The organism is Pseudomonas frederiksbergensis, from assembly GCF_000802155.2.
Lineage (GTDB): Bacteria > Pseudomonadota > Gammaproteobacteria > Pseudomonadales > Pseudomonadaceae > Aquipseudomonas > Aquipseudomonas frederiksbergensis_A.
Genome location: NZ_JQGJ02000028.1, coordinates 17,158 through 33,932 on the forward strand (window position 1 = coordinate 17,158; position 16,775 = coordinate 33,932).

Annotated in this window: 19 protein-coding genes; 9 read left to right on the forward strand and 10 right to left on the reverse strand. The window is 61.4% G+C overall.

From position 1 onward, the window contains the following. The first annotated feature begins 2 nt into the window (after positions 1-2). The 4 genes from JZ00_RS27545 (at position 3) to JZ00_RS27560 (ending at position 4,232) form a co-directional block, all read left to right on the forward strand. Positions 3-917, forward strand: a complete 915-nt coding sequence (locus JZ00_RS27545) for an urea transporter (protein ID WP_039594397.1) — start codon at positions 3-5, stop codon at positions 915-917. A gap of 21 nt (positions 918-938) precedes the next feature. Beyond that, positions 939-1,763, forward strand: a complete 825-nt coding sequence (locus JZ00_RS27550; protein WP_039594396.1) for an ion transporter — start codon at positions 939-941, stop codon at positions 1,761-1,763. Between the two features lie 88 nt (positions 1,764-1,851). After that, complete coding sequence (locus tag JZ00_RS27555; protein ID WP_039594395.1) at positions 1,852-2,850, forward strand: sulfate ABC transporter substrate-binding protein; 999 nt, start codon at positions 1,852-1,854, stop codon at positions 2,848-2,850. Between the two features lie 182 nt (positions 2,851-3,032). Then, complete coding sequence (locus JZ00_RS27560; RefSeq protein WP_039594394.1) at positions 3,033-4,232, forward strand: MFS transporter; 1,200 nt, start codon at positions 3,033-3,035, stop codon at positions 4,230-4,232. Positions 4,233-4,308: 76 nt separating this feature from the next. On the opposite strand, the gene JZ00_RS27565 is transcribed toward JZ00_RS27560, so the two are convergent. From JZ00_RS27565 to JZ00_RS27580, 4 genes are all read right to left on the reverse strand, one after another. Further along, on the reverse strand, positions 4,309-4,500 hold the full coding sequence (locus tag JZ00_RS27565; RefSeq protein ID WP_039594393.1) for a PLDc N-terminal domain-containing protein: 192 nt from the start codon (positions 4,498-4,500) through the stop codon (positions 4,309-4,311). A gap of 71 nt (positions 4,501-4,571) precedes the next feature. Beyond that, positions 4,572-5,102 carry a hypothetical protein gene (locus JZ00_RS27570; protein ID WP_039594392.1) on the reverse strand — a complete coding sequence of 177 codons (531 nt, stop codon included), beginning with the start codon at positions 5,100-5,102 and terminating at the stop codon, positions 4,572-4,574. Positions 5,103-5,173: 71 nt separating this feature from the next. Then, entirely contained in the window at positions 5,174-5,692 is a 519-nt protein-coding gene (locus tag JZ00_RS27575; protein WP_039594391.1) for an ankyrin repeat domain-containing protein, read from the reverse strand. Between the two features lie 96 nt (positions 5,693-5,788). Then, positions 5,789-7,615 carry a long-chain-acyl-CoA synthetase gene (locus JZ00_RS27580; RefSeq protein WP_039594390.1) on the reverse strand — a complete coding sequence of 609 codons (1,827 nt, stop codon included), beginning with the start codon at positions 7,613-7,615 and terminating at the stop codon, positions 5,789-5,791. Positions 7,616-7,972: 357 nt separating this feature from the next. Between JZ00_RS27580 and JZ00_RS27585 the strand changes: the two genes are divergently transcribed. Next, complete coding sequence (locus tag JZ00_RS27585) at positions 7,973-8,251, forward strand: DUF3509 domain-containing protein (protein ID WP_030142324.1); 279 nt, start codon at positions 7,973-7,975, stop codon at positions 8,249-8,251. Between the two features lie 63 nt (positions 8,252-8,314). On the opposite strand, the gene mtnC is transcribed toward JZ00_RS27585, so the two are convergent. The 5 genes from mtnC to aroC are packed head-to-tail and all read right to left on the reverse strand — an operon-like array spanning position 8,315 to position 12,460. Next, the gene (gene mtnC / locus JZ00_RS27590) at positions 8,315-9,004 is read right to left on the reverse strand and encodes an acireductone synthase (protein WP_039594389.1); all 690 of its coding nucleotides are present in this window, start codon (positions 9,002-9,004) and stop codon (positions 8,315-8,317) included. A gap of 4 nt (positions 9,005-9,008) precedes the next feature. After that, complete coding sequence (locus tag JZ00_RS27595) at positions 9,009-9,554, reverse strand: 1,2-dihydroxy-3-keto-5-methylthiopentene dioxygenase (RefSeq protein WP_039594388.1); 546 nt, start codon at positions 9,552-9,554, stop codon at positions 9,009-9,011. Positions 9,555-9,571: 17 nt separating this feature from the next. Then, entirely contained in the window at positions 9,572-10,192 is a 621-nt protein-coding gene (locus JZ00_RS27600) for a methylthioribulose 1-phosphate dehydratase (protein ID WP_039594387.1), read from the reverse strand. Beyond that, positions 10,189-11,337 carry an MFS transporter gene (locus JZ00_RS27605; protein WP_200900501.1) on the reverse strand — a complete coding sequence of 383 codons (1,149 nt, stop codon included), beginning with the start codon at positions 11,335-11,337 and terminating at the stop codon, positions 10,189-10,191. Before JZ00_RS27605 ends, JZ00_RS27600 begins: the two co-directional genes overlap by 4 nt. Positions 11,338-11,368: 31 nt before the next feature. Next, positions 11,369-12,460, reverse strand: coding sequence for a chorismate synthase (aroC, locus tag JZ00_RS27610; RefSeq protein WP_039594385.1), 1,092 nt, complete (start codon positions 12,458-12,460; stop codon positions 11,369-11,371). Positions 12,461-12,589: 129 nt separating this feature from the next. On the opposite strand from aroC, the gene JZ00_RS27615 reads away from it, so the two are divergent. Then, entirely contained in the window at positions 12,590-13,555 is a 966-nt protein-coding gene (locus JZ00_RS27615; protein ID WP_039594384.1) for an alpha/beta hydrolase, read from the forward strand. Between the two features lie 119 nt (positions 13,556-13,674). After that, on the forward strand, positions 13,675-14,472 hold the full coding sequence (locus tag JZ00_RS27620; protein ID WP_039594383.1) for a hypothetical protein: 798 nt from the start codon (positions 13,675-13,677) through the stop codon (positions 14,470-14,472). Positions 14,473-14,559: 87 nt separating this feature from the next. Here JZ00_RS27620 and prmB read toward each other — a convergent pair whose 3' ends face one another. After that, positions 14,560-15,468, reverse strand: coding sequence for a 50S ribosomal protein L3 N(5)-glutamine methyltransferase (prmB, locus tag JZ00_RS27625; RefSeq protein ID WP_039594382.1), 909 nt, complete (start codon positions 15,466-15,468; stop codon positions 14,560-14,562). A 253-nt stretch (positions 15,469-15,721) separates the two neighbouring features. Here prmB and JZ00_RS27630 point away from each other — a divergent pair, with 253 nt between their 5' ends. Together JZ00_RS27630 and JZ00_RS27635 are read left to right on the forward strand one after the other, a co-directional pair. Next, positions 15,722-16,312, forward strand: coding sequence for a cysteine hydrolase family protein (locus tag JZ00_RS27630; protein WP_039594381.1), 591 nt, complete (start codon positions 15,722-15,724; stop codon positions 16,310-16,312). 129 nt (positions 16,313-16,441) lie between these two features. Beyond that, the gene (locus JZ00_RS27635) at positions 16,442-16,762 is read left to right on the forward strand and encodes a hypothetical protein (RefSeq protein WP_039594380.1); all 321 of its coding nucleotides are present in this window, start codon (positions 16,442-16,444) and stop codon (positions 16,760-16,762) included. The last annotated feature ends 13 nt before the right edge of the window (positions 16,763-16,775 follow it).

Sequence of the window (16,775 nt, forward strand, 5' to 3'; positions counted from 1 at the left end):
TCATGCCCAACCATTCTTCCAGCACTCACTGCCCCGACTGGGCCACCGCCCTGCTTAACGGTTTCAGCCAGATTTTTCTCCAGCGCCATCCGCTGTGCGGAATGCTGTGCCTGTTGGCAATCTTGCTCACCGCGCCGACTTTGCTCGGCGGCGCGCTGCTGGGCGCAGTAGCCGGACTGTTGACGGCGCAGCGACGCGGTTATGCCAAGGAAGATCGGCAAGCCGGGTTGTTCAGCTACAACGGGATCCTGCTGGGATTGTTGTTGAGCCTGGCACTGCCCTGGTCGGTCTTGCTACCCCCCCTGATCATTGCCGGCGGCGGCCTCAGCGCAATACTCACCCAGCAATGGCTCAAGCGAACCCCTGGCCCGCGCTGCCTGCCCACCTATACCGCGCCATTCGTGGCGCTGGGCTGGTTGCTGCTGAGTTTCGCCCCGCCGTCGCCCGCCTCAGCGTCCGTGGAAATGACACTTCCCAAGCTGCTGCTCGCTCCTTTGAATGGCCTCGGCCAGGTCATGTTTCTCGACCAGCCGCTGGCCGGTGCGCTGGTCGTGGTCGGCCTGCTGATCGCCGATCGCCGCGCCGCTGGCTGGGCGCTGCTGGGTTCCATCGTCGGCCTTGCGTTTGCCGTGCTGCACCACGACAGCGCCCAGGCCTTATCGGGGCTGGGCGGCTATAACCCGGCGCTGGTGGCCCTGGCCCTCGGCCAACACACCCGCAAGCCATGGCTGCCGCTGGCGGGCATTGCCCTGGCGGTCGTTCTCGCACCAGGTTTCGCTGCGTTGGGCGTGGCGCCACTGACAGCGCCGTTCATCCTCGCCTGCTGGCTGGTTCGTGCGACTGGCCGACGCTGGCATCAGGCAATCCTCGACACCGCGCCTTGCGCTCTGCGGGGCAATCGCCCTAGGCTTCGCTGATTATCGATTCAGGCGAAGGTCATGGATAACAGCAACAACTGGCGTGAACGCCTCTACGTCATCATTTTCCAGACCGATACCGTGGCTGGCCGACGCTTCGACAGCACCTCGCTGCTGATCATCCTCGCCAGCCTGGTGATCGTGATGCTCGACAGCATCGACAGCGTTCACAAAAACTACGCGGCCCTGCTGGCTTATATCGAGTGGGGCTTCACCTTTATCTTTCTGGTGGAGTACGGCCTACGCTTGTACTGCTCGCCGAAACCGCTGCGCTACGCGTTCAGTTTCTATGGCCTGGTGGATCTGCTGGCGATCGTGCCGGGCATCCTGGCGCTGTACTACAGCGATGCCCAGTACCTGCTGATCGTTCGAATCATCCGCATGTTGCGGATTTTTCGCGTGCTCAAGCTCAGCCCTTACCTCAAGCAGGCCAACTATCTGCTGGCCGCGCTACGTGGCAGCAAGCAGAAAATCATCGTGTTCCTGGTCAGCGTATCAACGCTGGTGACCGTGTTCGGCACGCTGATGTACGTCATCGAAGGGCCGCAGCATGGCTTTACCAGCATTCCCAAGGGGATCTATTGGGCTATCGTGACGCTGACCACCGTGGGCTTCGGCGACATCGTGCCGAAGACGCCGCTGGGACAGGTCATTTCGTCTTTAGTGATGATCACCGGCTATTCGATCATCGCCGTACCGACGGGTATCTTCACCGCTGAACTCGCCACCGCGATGCGCGGCGACCAACTCCAGCATGACTGCCCGGTGTGCAGCAAAAACAACCATGAACATGGCGCCGCCTTCTGCTCCCGTTGCGGCAATGCGCTGTTCAAGAAAATGGAATAAGCAAAGCATTTTTAAATACTTGAAGGCCTATAAGCTAATCGCTAGTGTGCTGGCTTATCGCCCGCCTCCCAATAAAAAGGAATTCGCAGTGAAAAACTTCCTTGGCGCCTCCCTTCTCGCCGCTGGCCTGACCTTCGGCAGCCTGGCCAACGCCGCCCCAACCCTGCTGAACGTTTCCTATGACGTGATGCGCGACTTCTACAAAGATTACAACGCCGCGTTCCAGAAGCACTGGCAAGCCGAGCACAACGAGAACATCACCGTGCAAATGTCCTTCGGCGGCTCCAGCAAGCAAGCGCGCTCGGTGATCGACGGGCTGCCGGCGGATGTCATCACCATGAACATGGCCACCGACATTAACGCCTTGGCGGACAACGGCAAGCTGGTTCCGGAAAACTGGGTCACCCGGCTGCCGAACAACAGCGCACCGTTCACCTCGGCCACGGTGTTCATCGTGCGCAAGGGCAACCCGAAAGCGCTCAAGGATTGGCCCGACCTGCTCAAGGACGGCGTGCAAGTGATCGTGCCAAACCCGAAAACCTCCGGTAACGGCCGCTATACCTATCTGTCGGCGTGGGGCTATGTGCTCAAGAACGGTGGCGACGAGAACAAGGCCAAGGATTTCGTCGGCAAGTTGTTCAAGCAGGCGCCTGTGCTGGACACCGGTGGCCGCGCCGCGACGACAACGTTCATGACCAACCAGATCGGCGACGTGCTGGTGACCTTTGAAAACGAAGCGGAAATGATCGCCCGCGAGTTTGGCCGCGACCAGTTCGAAGTGGTCTACCCAAGCGTGTCCGCCGAAGCCGAGCCACCGGTGAGCGTTGTGGATAAAGTGGTCGAGAAGAAAGGCTCCCGAGAAGCCGCCGAGGCGTATCTCAAATACCTGTGGTCGCCCGAAGGCCAGGAAATCGCCGCCGCCAACTACCTGCGTCCACGGGATCCGGCGGTGCTGGCCAAATACACCGACCGCTTCCCGAAAGTCGACTTCCTGTCGGTAGAGAAAACCTTCGGCGACTGGCGCACCGTGCAGAAGACCCATTTCAATGACGGTGGGGTTTTCGATCAGATCTATAGCGGGCAATGAGGTACTGATACAGCCAGTCCGGCAAACAAGCCCTTGTGGCGAGGGAGCTTGCTCCCTCGCCACAAGGGCATTCGCTGAACCATTAACCACAGGCATGACTGATATCAGTCGCAAAGCCCTGTTCCAGAGCCCTGCAAATCTTTAGCCTCACGCCATCCTTTCAATTGATCGATGAGATTGCCATGAGTGCCCATCCCTCCTCGCCCGGCGTCACCCTGACCCGCGGCATGGTCCTGCTGTTCGCCTTCTGCTGCGGCGCGATCGTTGCCAACATCTACTACGCCCAACCCATCATCGAACTGATCGCCCCCGACGTCGGCTTGTCCAGCACCATGGCCAGCCTGATCGTCTCGCTGACTCAGATCGGTTATGCCCTGGGCCTGTTTTTCCTGGTGCCGTTGGGCGACCTGCTGGAAAACCGGCGCTTGATGATCCTCACCACACTGGTAGCGATAGCCAGCCTGCTGGGCGCGGCGTTCACCGAGCAACCGAACGTGTTCCTCATGGTCTCGCTGCTGGTGGGCTTCAGTTCCGTCTCGGTACAGGTCCTGATTCCGCTGGCCGCGCACCTGGCGCCTGAGGAATCCCGGGGACGGGTCGTCGGTGGGATCATGGGCGGCCTGTTGCTGGGGATCCTGTTGGCTCGGCCGGTCTCCAGCGTCATCGCCGATCATTTCGGCTGGCGGGCGATGTTCATCATCGCGGCCGCACTGATGGCGGCCATCAGCATCGTCCTCGCGTTGACCGTGCCCAAGCGCCAGCCCGACCACAGCGCGTCCTACGTCCAATTGCTGGGCTCGCTCGGCACCTTGTTGCGCCAGCAGCCGCAGTTGCGCCAGCGAGCGTTTTACCAAGCCTGCATGTTCGCCACGTTCAGTCTGTTCTGGACCGCCGTGCCCTTGGAGCTGGCGCGTAACCATGGCCTGTCACAGACGGAAATAGCGCTGTTCGCCCTGGTCGGGGCCATCGGCGCCATCGCCGCGCCGATTGCCGGTCGCCTGGCGGATGCCGGTCATACCCGGATCGCTTCGCTGCTGGCGATGCTGTTCGCCAGCCTGAGTTTCCTGCCGGCCTTCATCCATCCGGCCTACAGCGTGATTGGCCTGGCGGTGACCGGCGTGGTCCTGGATTTCTGCGTACAGATGAACATGGTCCTGGGCCAACGCACCATCTACGCCCTCGACGCCAAGAGCCGCAGTCGACTGAACGCGCTGTACATGACCAGCATCTTCGTCGGCGGCGCATTCGGCTCGTCGATTGCCAGCGCTGTCTATGAACACGGTGGCTGGCTGTGGGTAGTGATCGTCGGCAGCGCCTTCCCGCTGCTGGCATTGCTGCGCTTCTTGAGTGCATCGCAAAAAACGTCGTTGGCAACGGCCTGATACCGACGCGCAAAAAAAAACGCCCGACAGGTCATGGCCTGTCGGGCCTTCTTTTATTGGAGAGTTATTGGAACGGTCAGACGCGCACGTTGCCACGCGGCCCTGCAATCGCCCAGATGATCAGGCCCAATACCGGCAGCAGGAGGATCAGCAATACCCAGAGGACCTTCGCCCCGGTTCCCGCGCCACTCTTGAGTACATTGATGATCGCCCAGATATCGAGCGCCAGGATAATCAGGCCTACCAGGCCGTTGAAAGTGGAACCCATGGTGTCGCTCCCGAATGGTGATATGCCCACTTAGGATAGCGGCGCCAGGGCAAGGGTTCCGTTTTATTGCGTCAGACGTGGACCGCGATCTTGAGCGCTTCAAGGGACGGAGCCGCGGCGATGCCCACCTCGGCGCACAATTGCAGTACGCGCGGCACGTCATTGCCGTACACCAGCACCATTTGCAATTCATCGTCCAGCAATTGGCTGAAGTTCATCAGCACATAGCCGCCATTTTCCTTGTTCAGGCTGCTCATCTGGATCTGGATGCGGTTGAGCGCGGTCAGCGCTTCAGTCTTCGCCAGTTGCTTGGGCTTGAGGTTGAACGCGACGCCGGGGCCGAACGAGGCGACAATCTGCTCGAACAACTCGACATAGGTATCTGCCTGGAACAACACGGTATCCGGCAGGCTTCCCACCACCACCCACTCCCCTAGCGGGATCGGGAAGGTGTCGTCGTAGTTGATGTCCGGATTGGCCGCCAGGAAAGCCACTGGGTCCGCGTAGGCCTGGGCCGCCTCATCGGCAATCGTCTCGATCTGCGCCTCGCCCAGGCAGCCGGAGCTGATTTTGCTGATGAGTTCGACGAGTGCGGCTTTCATTGGGCTATTCCTGTGGCGATGTATTTTTGCGGGGGCGAAGGATAGCGCATCCCCCACTCCCTTTGGCGAGGTCAGCCCAACAACTTCTCCAACTGCGCCGTGGTATCCACCGCGCCCATGGTCCTGGCCGCATCCAGGGCCGAGACGCCGTTGGCATCCTTGGCCTTGGGATCGGCGCCTTTACTGATCAGGTAATCGACGATTTCGACCCGGTTGAACATCGCCGCCATCATCAATGCCGTGCGACCGTCGAACGAGGAACCTTCCACTTGCGCGCCGCCATCCACCAAGGCTGAAACCACCGCCAGATCACCCTTGAAAGCCGCACCGGCAATCGGGCTCTGGCCGTTGTCATTGCGGACTTCCGGATCGGCCTTGTGCTCCAGCAAGACTTTTACCGTCTCGACATGCCCGTGGTACGCGGCCAGCATCAGCAAGGTATCGCCCTTGTGGTTGCGCAGGTTCGGCGGCAAGCCTTTGCTCAACAGCGCGGCCATCATCGCGGCGTCGCCCTGGCGGGCAACGTTGAAAACCTGCTCCGCAAATTCCGCTGCCTCTTCCGGGGTCATCTGGCGGCTTGTATCGGACATTGGGAAAACTCCAGTTGGCTCATCGCAAAGCCGCTAGTTTCCCGAGGGACCCTGCGCCTGTCATCCCTTTTTTCTCTGCAACGGCCATAGCCAGAATCAATAGCGAAAGTGTCCGCCCTGGATCCCCATCGACAATTGCCGGTCCACCCGCACATAGGTCGAGCTGTCGGGCAGCCAGGCGTAGATCGGTTCGTCACCCGCCAGGCACGGGTCGAAAGCTTCGGCCTTGAGGCGCGTCTTCTGGTACTTGAAGGTGCCGGTGGTGTCCATCTTCACTTTGATGCGCAAGAACAGTGGTACCGCATAGGCGGGCAATTTGCATTGCAGAAACCGCAGCAGTTCGTTGAAGTCCAGGGTCGCCAGGGATTCGGCCGGGGTAATCGCGGCCATACCGGCGCGCCCATTGGTGCCGTTGATCTCAACGCCATAGGCCACCGCCTCGGCAATCTGCGGATGCTGGAGCAGCACGTTCTCGACTTCCGTGGTGGAAACGTTTTCGCCTTTCCAGCGATAAGTGTCGCCGAGACGATCGACGAATTGCCCGTGACCGAAGCCAATACTGCGCAACAGATCACCGGTATTGAAATAGCGGTCGCCAGGGACGAAGACGTCCCGGTAGATGGTTTTCTCGGTCTTCGCCGGGTCGGTGTAGCCATCCAGCGGCGCCTTCTCGTCGATGCGCGCCAATAGCAGGCCCGGCTCACCCTTGGGGACTTTTTGCATGCGTCCTTGCAGGTTGCGCAAGGGGGTCCCGCTGTCGTGGTCGTACTGCACCAACGCCCAGGCCATCAGGGAAAAACCGACGGTATTGTCAAAATTGAGGATATTGGTGAAGCCGATGTTGCCGTCGCTGGCCGCATAAAGCTCACAGATATGCCCGACACCGAAACGTGTCTTGAACGCCGCCCAGGCGCCAGGGCGCAGGCCATTGCCGATCATCTTCGTCACGCGATGCTGCCGGTCCGTGACGCTCGCCGGCTGGTCGATCAGATAGCGGCACAGCTCCCCCACGTACCCCAGGGTAGTCGCGCGATATCGACGCACGTCGCTCCAGAACTGGCTGGCGCTGAACTTGCGGCGGATCGCGAACCCCGAGGCTCCGCAGATCGCCGCGCCCCAGCAGACGCATAACCCGGTGGCGTGATACAGCGGCAGCGTGCAATAGACGATGTCTTCGGGCTTCATGTCCAAGGCGATCAGGCCGAAACTGGTGGACGTGCGCATCCAGCGCCCGTGGCGGAACACCCCTGCCTTCGGGAGGCCCGTGGTGCCGGAGGTATAGAGGTAGAAACAGGGGTCGTTGAAAAATACTCGCTGGCTGTTGGCTGGGTTCTCGCCTGGGTATTGCTCGCTTGCGTGAGTCAGGTCGACAAATCCGCACGGCACCGTGTCGCTCTGCTCGTCAGCCACCCACCAGGTTCGAGCGTCCGGCAGCCCGGTCCGACCGCGCACATCGTTGAACACAGCGACCCGCTCATCCCCGACCACCACCGCAACAGGCGTGACCAATGCAAGGCTGTGAACCAGGGCATCCTCGGTTTGCGAGGTGTTGATCATCGCACTGACGGCGCCGACCTTCGCCACCGCGAGCACGGTGACCAGCAGCTGTGGGCGGTTCTCGATAAAGATCGCTACGCAATCGCCCTTCACGATGCCTTGCGCCAACAGGTAATGGGCGATGCGGTTGGCCTGCTCGTTGACCTGTGCATAACTCAGCACCGTATCGCCGCACAGCAGCGCCGCGCCTTGGGGATTGCGTTGCGTGGCCTGCTCGAAGCACCAACCCAGGCCACAGGGCTGGGTGGGGTCCTGGACGTTTGCGAGTTTCATGCCTTTGACAATGCGGGGAACAGCGCTGGCAATGGCGGGCAACTTGCGCAGCATCATGCCCCAGGTAATGGCGTCGCTGGGTGTACGACTCATGGGTGATCCTTCCCCGGCCGACCTTATGGGTCGCGGTTCTTATGTGGGGTTACGCGAAAGCTGGATCGAAAGTACGCCAGCGATTCCAAGGCTGTACATGCGGTTTTTGCAATGTTTTGTATCCGCAGCCTTGGAACAGGCGAAACGTGAGCGCGGGGACACGGTTTGGTTCCAAAAATAATCGCCCGACCACGCAAAATGCAGGATGCACGATGGCCGTTCATGCAAGTTGCACGAAAGCGAAAATCAACCAAATTCATAAGTCTTTGTTTTTTAAGCGCTTTACGATCAATCGAATGCTGGCACAGACACTGCAACACCCCCTCCACGGTTTGCCACACCATGGAGCAATGAACGATGAATATGATTCAAGAGAAGTTTGCATCGCTGTTTTCCAACTACGAAGTCACCACTCAGGCACGCCCGGATGGCGGGATCCTGCTGACCTTGCGCAACAGCGACGGCAAACTGTTCAAACGCACGATTTCCTACGCGCAATTGCACGCCGGGGACCAATTGTCCTGGGCCATCAGTGCGATTCGCCGCGATCTGGCTGAACAAGCCAGCGAGTTGCCGCCGGTGGCGATGCTGCAGAGCCAGCATCGCTTCGCGCTACCGACCTACCACAGCGCCTGACACGCTGTGTTGGGATCAGGCCTGGAACCTCGGTTCCATGGCCTGATTTTTTTTGCCCGACCTTCAGGCGCCGAACCGCGACGGCTCGATGTCGGCAAAGCTTGCCACGGTCTCATGACCGAGCAGTTCGCCACTTTCCCGCGCCAAGCCACAGGTGGCCATCCCGGCCTCACGGGCCGCGTCCAGTTCCTGGACGATGTCCGACAGAAACAGGATCTCGGCCGGCGCAATGCCCATCGCCTCGCTGATCCGCTGGTACGACTGCGTCTCTCTCTTGGGCCCTGACGTGGTGTCGAAATAGCCGCTGAACAACGGCGACAAGTCGCCTGCCTCGGAACAACCGAAAATCAGTTTTTGCGCCTGGATCGAGCCCGAGGAATACACAAACAGCCGATAGCCTTGCTGGTGCCAGTCTTTCAGCGCCTGCACCGCATCCGGATAAACGTGACCTTTCAATTGGCCGGCCTGGTAGCCCTGCTCCCAGACCATGCCCTGCAACGCCTTGAGCGGCGTGGCCTTGCGGTCCTCGGCGATCCAGCCCAGCAGGATCGCGACGACCCGCTCGATGTCAGCGTCCGGCTCGCCGCTGTCTCGACGCACAGCGTCCAGTTGTCCGGCCACGTCGGCGCGTCCGGCGTTGTGCCGGATAAAGTCCGGCAGGTGCTCGGCGGCATAGGGAAACAGCACGTCGAAGACAAAACTCACCGCGCTGGTGGTGCCCTCGATGTCGGTGAGAATGGCTTTGATCGTCACGAAGTCAATCCTCCAGGCGCGGGAAGCGGCTGGCGATGTCGTCGCCAGTGAATTTGGCGACCCAGCCTTCCGGGTTGTTGAACAGGCGGATGGCAACGAAATGCGGGTGTTCGCCCATATCGAACCAGTGCGGCGTGCCGGCGGGCACCGAGATCAAGTCGTTTTTTTCGCACAGGACTGCATAGACGTAATCGTCGATGTGCAAGGTAAACAGGCCACGACCGGCGACGAAGAATCGCACCTCGTCCTCGCCGTGCCGGTGCTCATCGAGGAACTTGGCTCGCAGTTCGGCTTTCTGCGGATGGTCGCTGTTGAGGCTGATGACATCGACCGTGACGTAGCCGCGCTCGATCATCAGCTTGTCGATCTGGGTCTTGTACGCAGCGATCACCTCATCCTGGCTGGCGCCGGGCTGGATTCTCGTCGCAGCTTCCCAACGGTCGAACCGCACGCCTTTTTCGGCCAGGGTCGAGGCGATGTCCTCGAAATGGGTCAGTACCTTGTTCGGAATCTCGGGACTCGAGACGTGGTAGACGGACAGGCTGCTCATGGCAATGGCTCCAGCAATTATCGGTTCAGGAGTGCGCGGGTCTTGAGTTCGCACTCGAACAGGAATTCAAACGCTTCGATCTGGCGCAGCGCATCGTTCATGCCCGGCCCCCAGGTGTACAGGCCGTGGCCGCGGATCAGGTAGCCGACGCAATCGGGATGCGCCTCCAGCCAGGGTTGGACTTTGGCGGCCAGGCGCGCGATGTCCTGGTCGTTGTCGAAAATCGGTACCCGAACGCGGGATTCATGAGTCGTGACGCCGCTGAAGGCTTTTTGCAGTTCATAGTCTTCAAAGTCGATGAAGGCTTCGCGGGTCAGGCGCGACAGCACCGTGGCATTGACCGAATGGGTGTGCAGCACTGCACCGATCTGCGGGCGCCAGCGATACAACTGTGTGTGCAGCAAGGTTTCGGCCGACGGTTTCTTGCCCGGTTCCAGGCTGTTGCCATCCAGGTCGGTGGCCAGCACATCGTCGATACCCAGTTGCCCTTTGTGCTTGCCCGATACGGTGAGCAAGGCCTGGTCAGCGGATAAACGGGTCGAATAGTTGCTGCTGGTGGCCGGCGACCAGCCGCGACCGTACAAAAAACGCCCGGCGTCGATGATGTCCTGGGCGAGCTGTTCACGGGTAAGGCTCATGGCCTGTCCTCTTGCATGCGTGTGGCAATGATAACGGCTGCAGCGAAGGCTGCGAGGCTGGCGATGTTGAATGTCCAACCGGCGCCCAAGGCATTCCAGCTGTAGCCGGAATACAGTGCGCCCAACGCCCCGCCAGTCCCGGCAAGCGCGGCGTACAGCGCCTGGCCCTGGCCTTGCTGGCGCGGGCCGAAACTACGTTGCACGAAATGGATGGCAGCGGCGTGAAAACTGCCGAACGTCGCCGCGTGCAACACCTGAGCAAACAACAGTACCCAGAGGAACTCGGCCAGCGAGCCCAGCAGCAACCAGCGCAGCGCCGCCAGCAGGAAACTGACCATGAGCACCCGCCGCACGGAAAACCGCGCCAGGATCCGGCTCATGAACAGGAACACCAACACCTCGGCCACAACGCCGACGGCCCAGAGCACGCCGATCAACCCACGGCTATAGCCCAGGCGCTCCAGGTGCAACGTCAGGAAGGTGTAATACGGCCCATGGCTCATTTGCATCAGGCCGACGCAAGCATAAAACGCCAGCACGCCCGGATTGCGCAATTGCCGCAGGAAACCGTCCCCGGCCACCCGCGGCCCCTGCACCGGCTGGGCGTTGGGCACCCAGAAGCTGCTCAGCACGATGCCGCCCATGATCAAGGCCAGGGCCACCGGGTAGATGTCCAGGCTCAGCCATTGGAACAAGCGGCCAAGGACAACCACGGTGATGATGAAACCGATGGAGCCCCACAGGCGGATCTGGCTGTAGCGCGAGGCTTGCCCGCTCAAGTGGGCCAGGGTGATGACCTCGAACTGCGGCAGCACCGCATGCCAGAAGAACGCATGCAGCGCCATGACCATCGCCAGCCAGGCGTAGCTTTTGTCGATGAAGATCAGCGAAAAGCTCAACAGGGTGCAGATCGCGCCGAACCGCACGATCGCCAGGCGCCGGCCCGTGTAGTCCCCCAGCCAGCCCCAGAGGTTCGGCGCCACGCAGCGCATCAGCATGGGAATCGCCACCAGCTCGCCGATGCGCGCCGCGTTGAATCCCAGGTGATCGAAGTACAGCGCCAGGAACGGCGCAGTCGAACCGAGCAAGGCGAAATAGAACAGGTAGAAACTGGAAAGCCGCCAGTACGGCAACGCCGCCATGATCGTCAGGCCACGGCGGTCGGCAGGCCAGCCATCAAAGCTGACCCAGCACCGGCGTGCCGACTTTGACGTCGGCGTTCTGGCCGCGATGGCGCAACAGATGATCCATCAGCACGATCGCCATCATTGCTTCGGCGATCGGCGTGGCGCGAATGCCCACGCACGGGTCATGGCGGCCCTTGGTGATGACATCGACCGGGTTGCCATGAATATCGATGGAGCGGCCCGGCGTGGTAATGCTGGACGTCGGTTTCAGCGCCAGGTGGGCGACGATCGGCTGGCCCGAGGAGATGCCGCCGAGGATGCCGCCGGCGTTGTTGCTCAGGAAACCTTGCGGGGTCAGTTCGTCACGGTGCTCGGTGCCGCGTTGGGCGACGCAGGCAAAACCGGCGCCGATTTCCACGCCCTTCACCGCGTTGATGCTCATCAGCGCGTGGGCCAGTTCGGCGTCGAGGCGATCGAAGATCGGCTCGCCCAGGCCAGGCATCACACCTTCGGCGACCACGGTGATCTTCGCACCGACCGAATCCTGGTCACGGCGCAACTGGTCCATGTAGGCCTCCAGCTCCGGCACTTTGTCCGGGTCGGGGCTGAAGAAGGCATTCTGCTCCACCGAATCCCAGGTCTTGAACGGGATTTCGATCGGGCCCAGTTGGCTCATGTAGCCGCGGATGACAATGCCCTGGCTCGCCAGGTATTTCTTGGCGATCGCCCCGGCCGCCACGCGCATCGCGGTTTCCCGGGCCGAGCTGCGTCCGCCGCCGCGGTAGTCGCGCTCGCCGTATTTGTGGTGGTAGGTGTAATCGGCGTGAGCCGGGCGGAAAAGGTCCTTGATGGCCGAGTAGTCCTTGGACTTCTGGTCGGTGTTGCGGATCAGCAGGCCGATGGCGCAGCCGGTGGTGCGCCCTTCGAAGACGCCGGAGAGGATTTCGACTTCATCGGCTTCCTGGCGCTGGGTGGTGTGGCGACTGGTGCCGGGCTTGCGGCGGTCCAGGTCACGCTGAAGGTCTTCCAGGGAAATCTCCAGGCCCGGCGGGCAGCCGTCGACAATGGCGACCAACGCCGGGCCATGGCTTTCGCCCGCGGTGGTGACAGTGAACAGCTTGCCGTAGGTATTGCCGGACATGCAGGGTGCTCCGAGAAATCGCTGAGAGATCGAGATGGGCGCCAGTATACGCAGGCTCCCCGAGTAGTTCATCCTCGAACCTTATCGGTGCCCGCCAGTCCAACCGGCACCTTCGCAACTCATGGCGTCATGATGTTAAAACTGATCGTGTTGAGCCTTACCCTGTTCACTGGCCTGGCCTGCAGCCTTGCCCAGGCCACCGTGCTGCAACGTCCCATCAGCCTCGACACTGGCAACGGTGAACTTTTCGGCTCCCTGCTTCTGCCAAAATCCGACACGCCGGTGCCCGTTGTCCTGATCATTTCTGGCTCAGGCCCTACGGATCGTGACGGAAACAACCCCGAAGGCGGGCGCAACGACAGCCTCAAGCGCCTGGCCTGGGTGCTCGCCCGGCAGAATATCGCCAGCGTGCGCTACGACAAGCGCGGCGTGGCTGCCAGCCTCGCGGCCACCCCGGACGAACGCAACCTGAGCGTCGAAGCCTACGTTGCCGATGCCGTGGCCTGGAGCCACAAGCTGGCCGCCGATCCACGACTGGGCCCGTTGATCCTGCTGGGCCACAGCGAAGGCGCGCTGATTGCCAGCCTCGCGGCGCCCCAGGCCAACGCGGCGGCGGTCATTTCGGTGGCCGGCAGCGCCCGTCCGATCGACCAGGTCTTGCGTCAGCAACTCAGCGCCCGCCTGCCCCCGCCGTTGATGCTGCGCAGCAACGAGTTGCTCGACAGCCTCAAGGCCGGCCGCCCCGATCCCAATGTTCCCCCTCAATTGCAGGTCATCTTTCGCCCAAGCGTGCAGCCCTACCTGATGTCGCTGTTCCGCCAGGACCCGGCCCAGGCCTTCGCAGCCTTGAAGATGCCGGCCCTGATCATCCAGGGCAGCCACGATATCCAGGTCAGCATCGACGATGCCCGGCAATTGAAAGCGGCCAAACCCGACGCGGAGCTGGCGTTGATCAAAGGCATGAACCATGTGATGCGCATCGTGCCCAACGACGTGAAGCGGCAACTGGCCTCCTACAAGGATCCGAACCTGCCACTGGCGGCGGAGCTGGGGACGCACATCCTGCGCTTTATCGGCTCGATCGTTGCCCATTGAGCACGTGGGGCCGCGATACAGGCCAATTGCCCTCCAGTCCTGGCAAAAACGGCCGATAAACCGGTGTCGGACAGCGCAACGGCTGTCGACAAGCCGGCCTGGACAGGATTTTTGCCGTTATGACTGAAACTCAGACTTCTCCCGACACCGCCGCCGAAACGGCCGCGCCAGCAGCTCCATCGGCGCCAGAGCTGCCTTGGGCGGACGTTGAGGCCGAGCACCACAAGATGCTCCGGCTGGCCCCGCTCAAGACCGACCGCGCCACCGGTGCGCGGCCCTTGCGGTTTGTCGAGTTCAGCTATGCCGAACGCCACAGCAAGGAACGCAGCTTGCTGCGCATGATCATCCGCTTGCCTGGGCAACGGGTGCGCAAGGAGCAGAATCATCTGGATGTCTGGGCCGATCATGTCGAGAAGCGCCTGTTCTTTTCGCCGGACAGCTTGCAAGTCGAGCCCTTGAACCGAGGCATCGGCCGCTTCCTCGCCGCGCAAGGGATCACCTGGGCCAAGAAGCGCTGGTCGGGCTATCGGGTCGAAGGCACCGATCTGAACAACAAGGACGCGCTGAACGAAGACACCCGCCTGCGCCGTGATCACTTCCTCAAGGCCCACGGTTTCGAAGTGGTCTATGCCGACGCCCAACATCTCAAGGGCAGCGTCAAGCAAACACAAGTCGGTGACCTGCTGGGCGACTGGAACGCCGAGAAGCTGCAATTCGTCGAGATCCTCGAAGCCGCGCAGATGCTGCAACAGGCCGAGCAGAACCTGGCGGAGCAGGAAGTCAAACTGCAGAAGCAGGAAGAGAAGGTCAATAAATTCAAGCGTGAAGACACTGGCCTGCGCTTCACCATCACTTGCCTGGTGGCGTTTGCGATGTTCCAGGCAGGGCTGTTGATCTGGATCGCTACGCGGCATTGATCACAGCGTTGAACGCAAGGGATAGCTTTGATCCCGTGGCGAGGGAGCAAGCTCCCCGCCACCAACGCAGCCCGCCGATGAACGGACTCAAACCCGCGAAGCGAACAACGCCTGGTGCTGGCGGCACTGTTCGGCACTGAGCATGAACACACCGTGCCCACCGCGCTCGAACTCCAGCCAGGCGAAGTCGACTTCCGGGTACAGCGCCTCGACATGCACCTGGCTGTTGCCCACCTCGACGATCAACAACCCTTTTTCCGTCAGATGATCAGCCGCTTCGGCCAGCATCCGACGTACCAGGTTCAAGCCATCGTCGCCACAGGCCAGGCCCAGCTCAGGCTCGTGCTGGTATTCCTGGGGCATGTCGGCGAAATCCTCCGCATCGACATAGGGCGGGTTCGACACGATCAGGTCGAAACGTTGCCCCGGCAACCCATCGAAACCATCGCCCTGGACCGTAAACACCCGTTCATCCACACCGTGGCGCTCGATGTTCTGGTTGGCGACTTCCAGCGCCTCGAACGACAGGTCGGCCAATACCACCTCAGCCTCGGGAAACTCATAGGCGCAGGCAATCCCGATGCAACCGGAGCCAGTGCACAGGTCGAGGATTCGCGCAGGCGCCTGGCCCAACCAAGGCTCGAAGTGTTTTTCAATCAACTCACCGATGGGCGAACGCGGAATGAGCACGCGCTCGTCGACGATGAACGACATCCCGCAGAACCAAGCCTCGCCCAGCAAGTAGGCGGCTGGGATACGCTCTGCGATGCGGCGGTGCAACAGGCGCTGCACGTGCACCAATTCCTCGTCTTCGAGGCGGCAATCCAGGTAGCTGTCGGCAATTTCCCACGGCAGGTGCAATGCACCCAACACTAGTTGGCGCGCCTCGTCCCAGGCGTTGTCGGTGCCATGGCCAAAGAACAGATCCTCCCCATGGAAACGGCTGACGGCCCAACGGATATGGTCGCGCAGGGTACGAAGGCGGGAAGTGATCACGACGGCAAACTCCAGAAAAATCGACGGGCGAGTCTACCAGCCAAACGTGTGCCTACCCAAACGCGACCCGAAGCCTAAAGAAAACAGTGTTTCAAACGTAGGAATCATCCGTTTTCTGCGCGCCCCATTGAACAAGCTGTCGATCTTGACAAGGCTGTAGGCCAGCAACGACGGCGCTTGCGATGGAAGCGATTCACAGAACCGCTCCGCCAGAGGAGAATGTCGCAAAAGCCCCACTCGAAGGAGCCCCAGAATGTCCGTTCCAAAAACGATGTTTCAACTCAGCGGCCGCGGTTACGCAGCGGCCAACCTGAGTCAAGCGACGCTGATCATCATCGATGCCCAGAAAGAATACCTCGCCGGTCCCCTGGCCCTGAGCGGCATGGATGCAGCAGTCGCGAACATCAAGCAACTGCTCGGCGCAGCCCGGTCCGCCGGGCGGCCAATCGTGCATGTGCGCCACTTGGGCACCCATGGCGGGCTGTTCGATCCACAGGGCGAGCGCGGCGAGTTCATTCCGGGCCTTGAACCCCTGGGCGACGAAACCGTGATTGAAAAACTGCTGCCCAGCGCTTTCCATGGCACCGACCTGAAGAAGCGCCTGGAAGACCTCGGCCCCCTGGACCTGATCGTCTGCGGTTTCATGAGCCATTCCAGCGTCAGCACCACCGTGCGCGCCGCCAAGAACCTGGGTTTCCGCTGCACCCTGGTCGAAGACGCCTGCGCCACCCGCGACCTGCCGCACAAGGGCGGCGTGCTCAGCGCCGAACACGTGCACCAGACTGAAATGGCGATCATGGCCGATAACTTCGCCACGCTGGCCCTGACCCGCGACTTCACCTGACAGCTTCGGTGAGCGGCTTGCTGCGCCGCTCATCCGCAAAAGCCTCTCATTTCCTTCAATTGACCTAGTGTCAGGAACAACCCGAACATCTTCCGGTCGAAGGGCCGATACCCATTGAGGAAGGTCGGAATGAAGATATCCGATGGTTTTGACGCACGTCGCTTGCGGCCCAAAGGCCCGAGCAACTGGCGATTTCGTATCGGCGCGGGGTTCGCGGCGCTGCTGGCAACGCTGGGTGTGCTGCTGGCGATGGCCGGTGCCGCCAGCCTGCTCGGCCGCCCGCCCGCGCTGGGCGAGCTGAACGCCACCCCGCTGGGTTCGGCGATCATCCTGGCAGTCGGCCTGTTGGTACTGCTGCTGGGCGTCTGGCTCTGGCGCCGTTGCCGCCGTCGCGCCCGCCAATCCCTGGAGCTGGCCATGGCTCCGCACCTGATGAAAAAGCACGACTGATCCCGCCATCCGA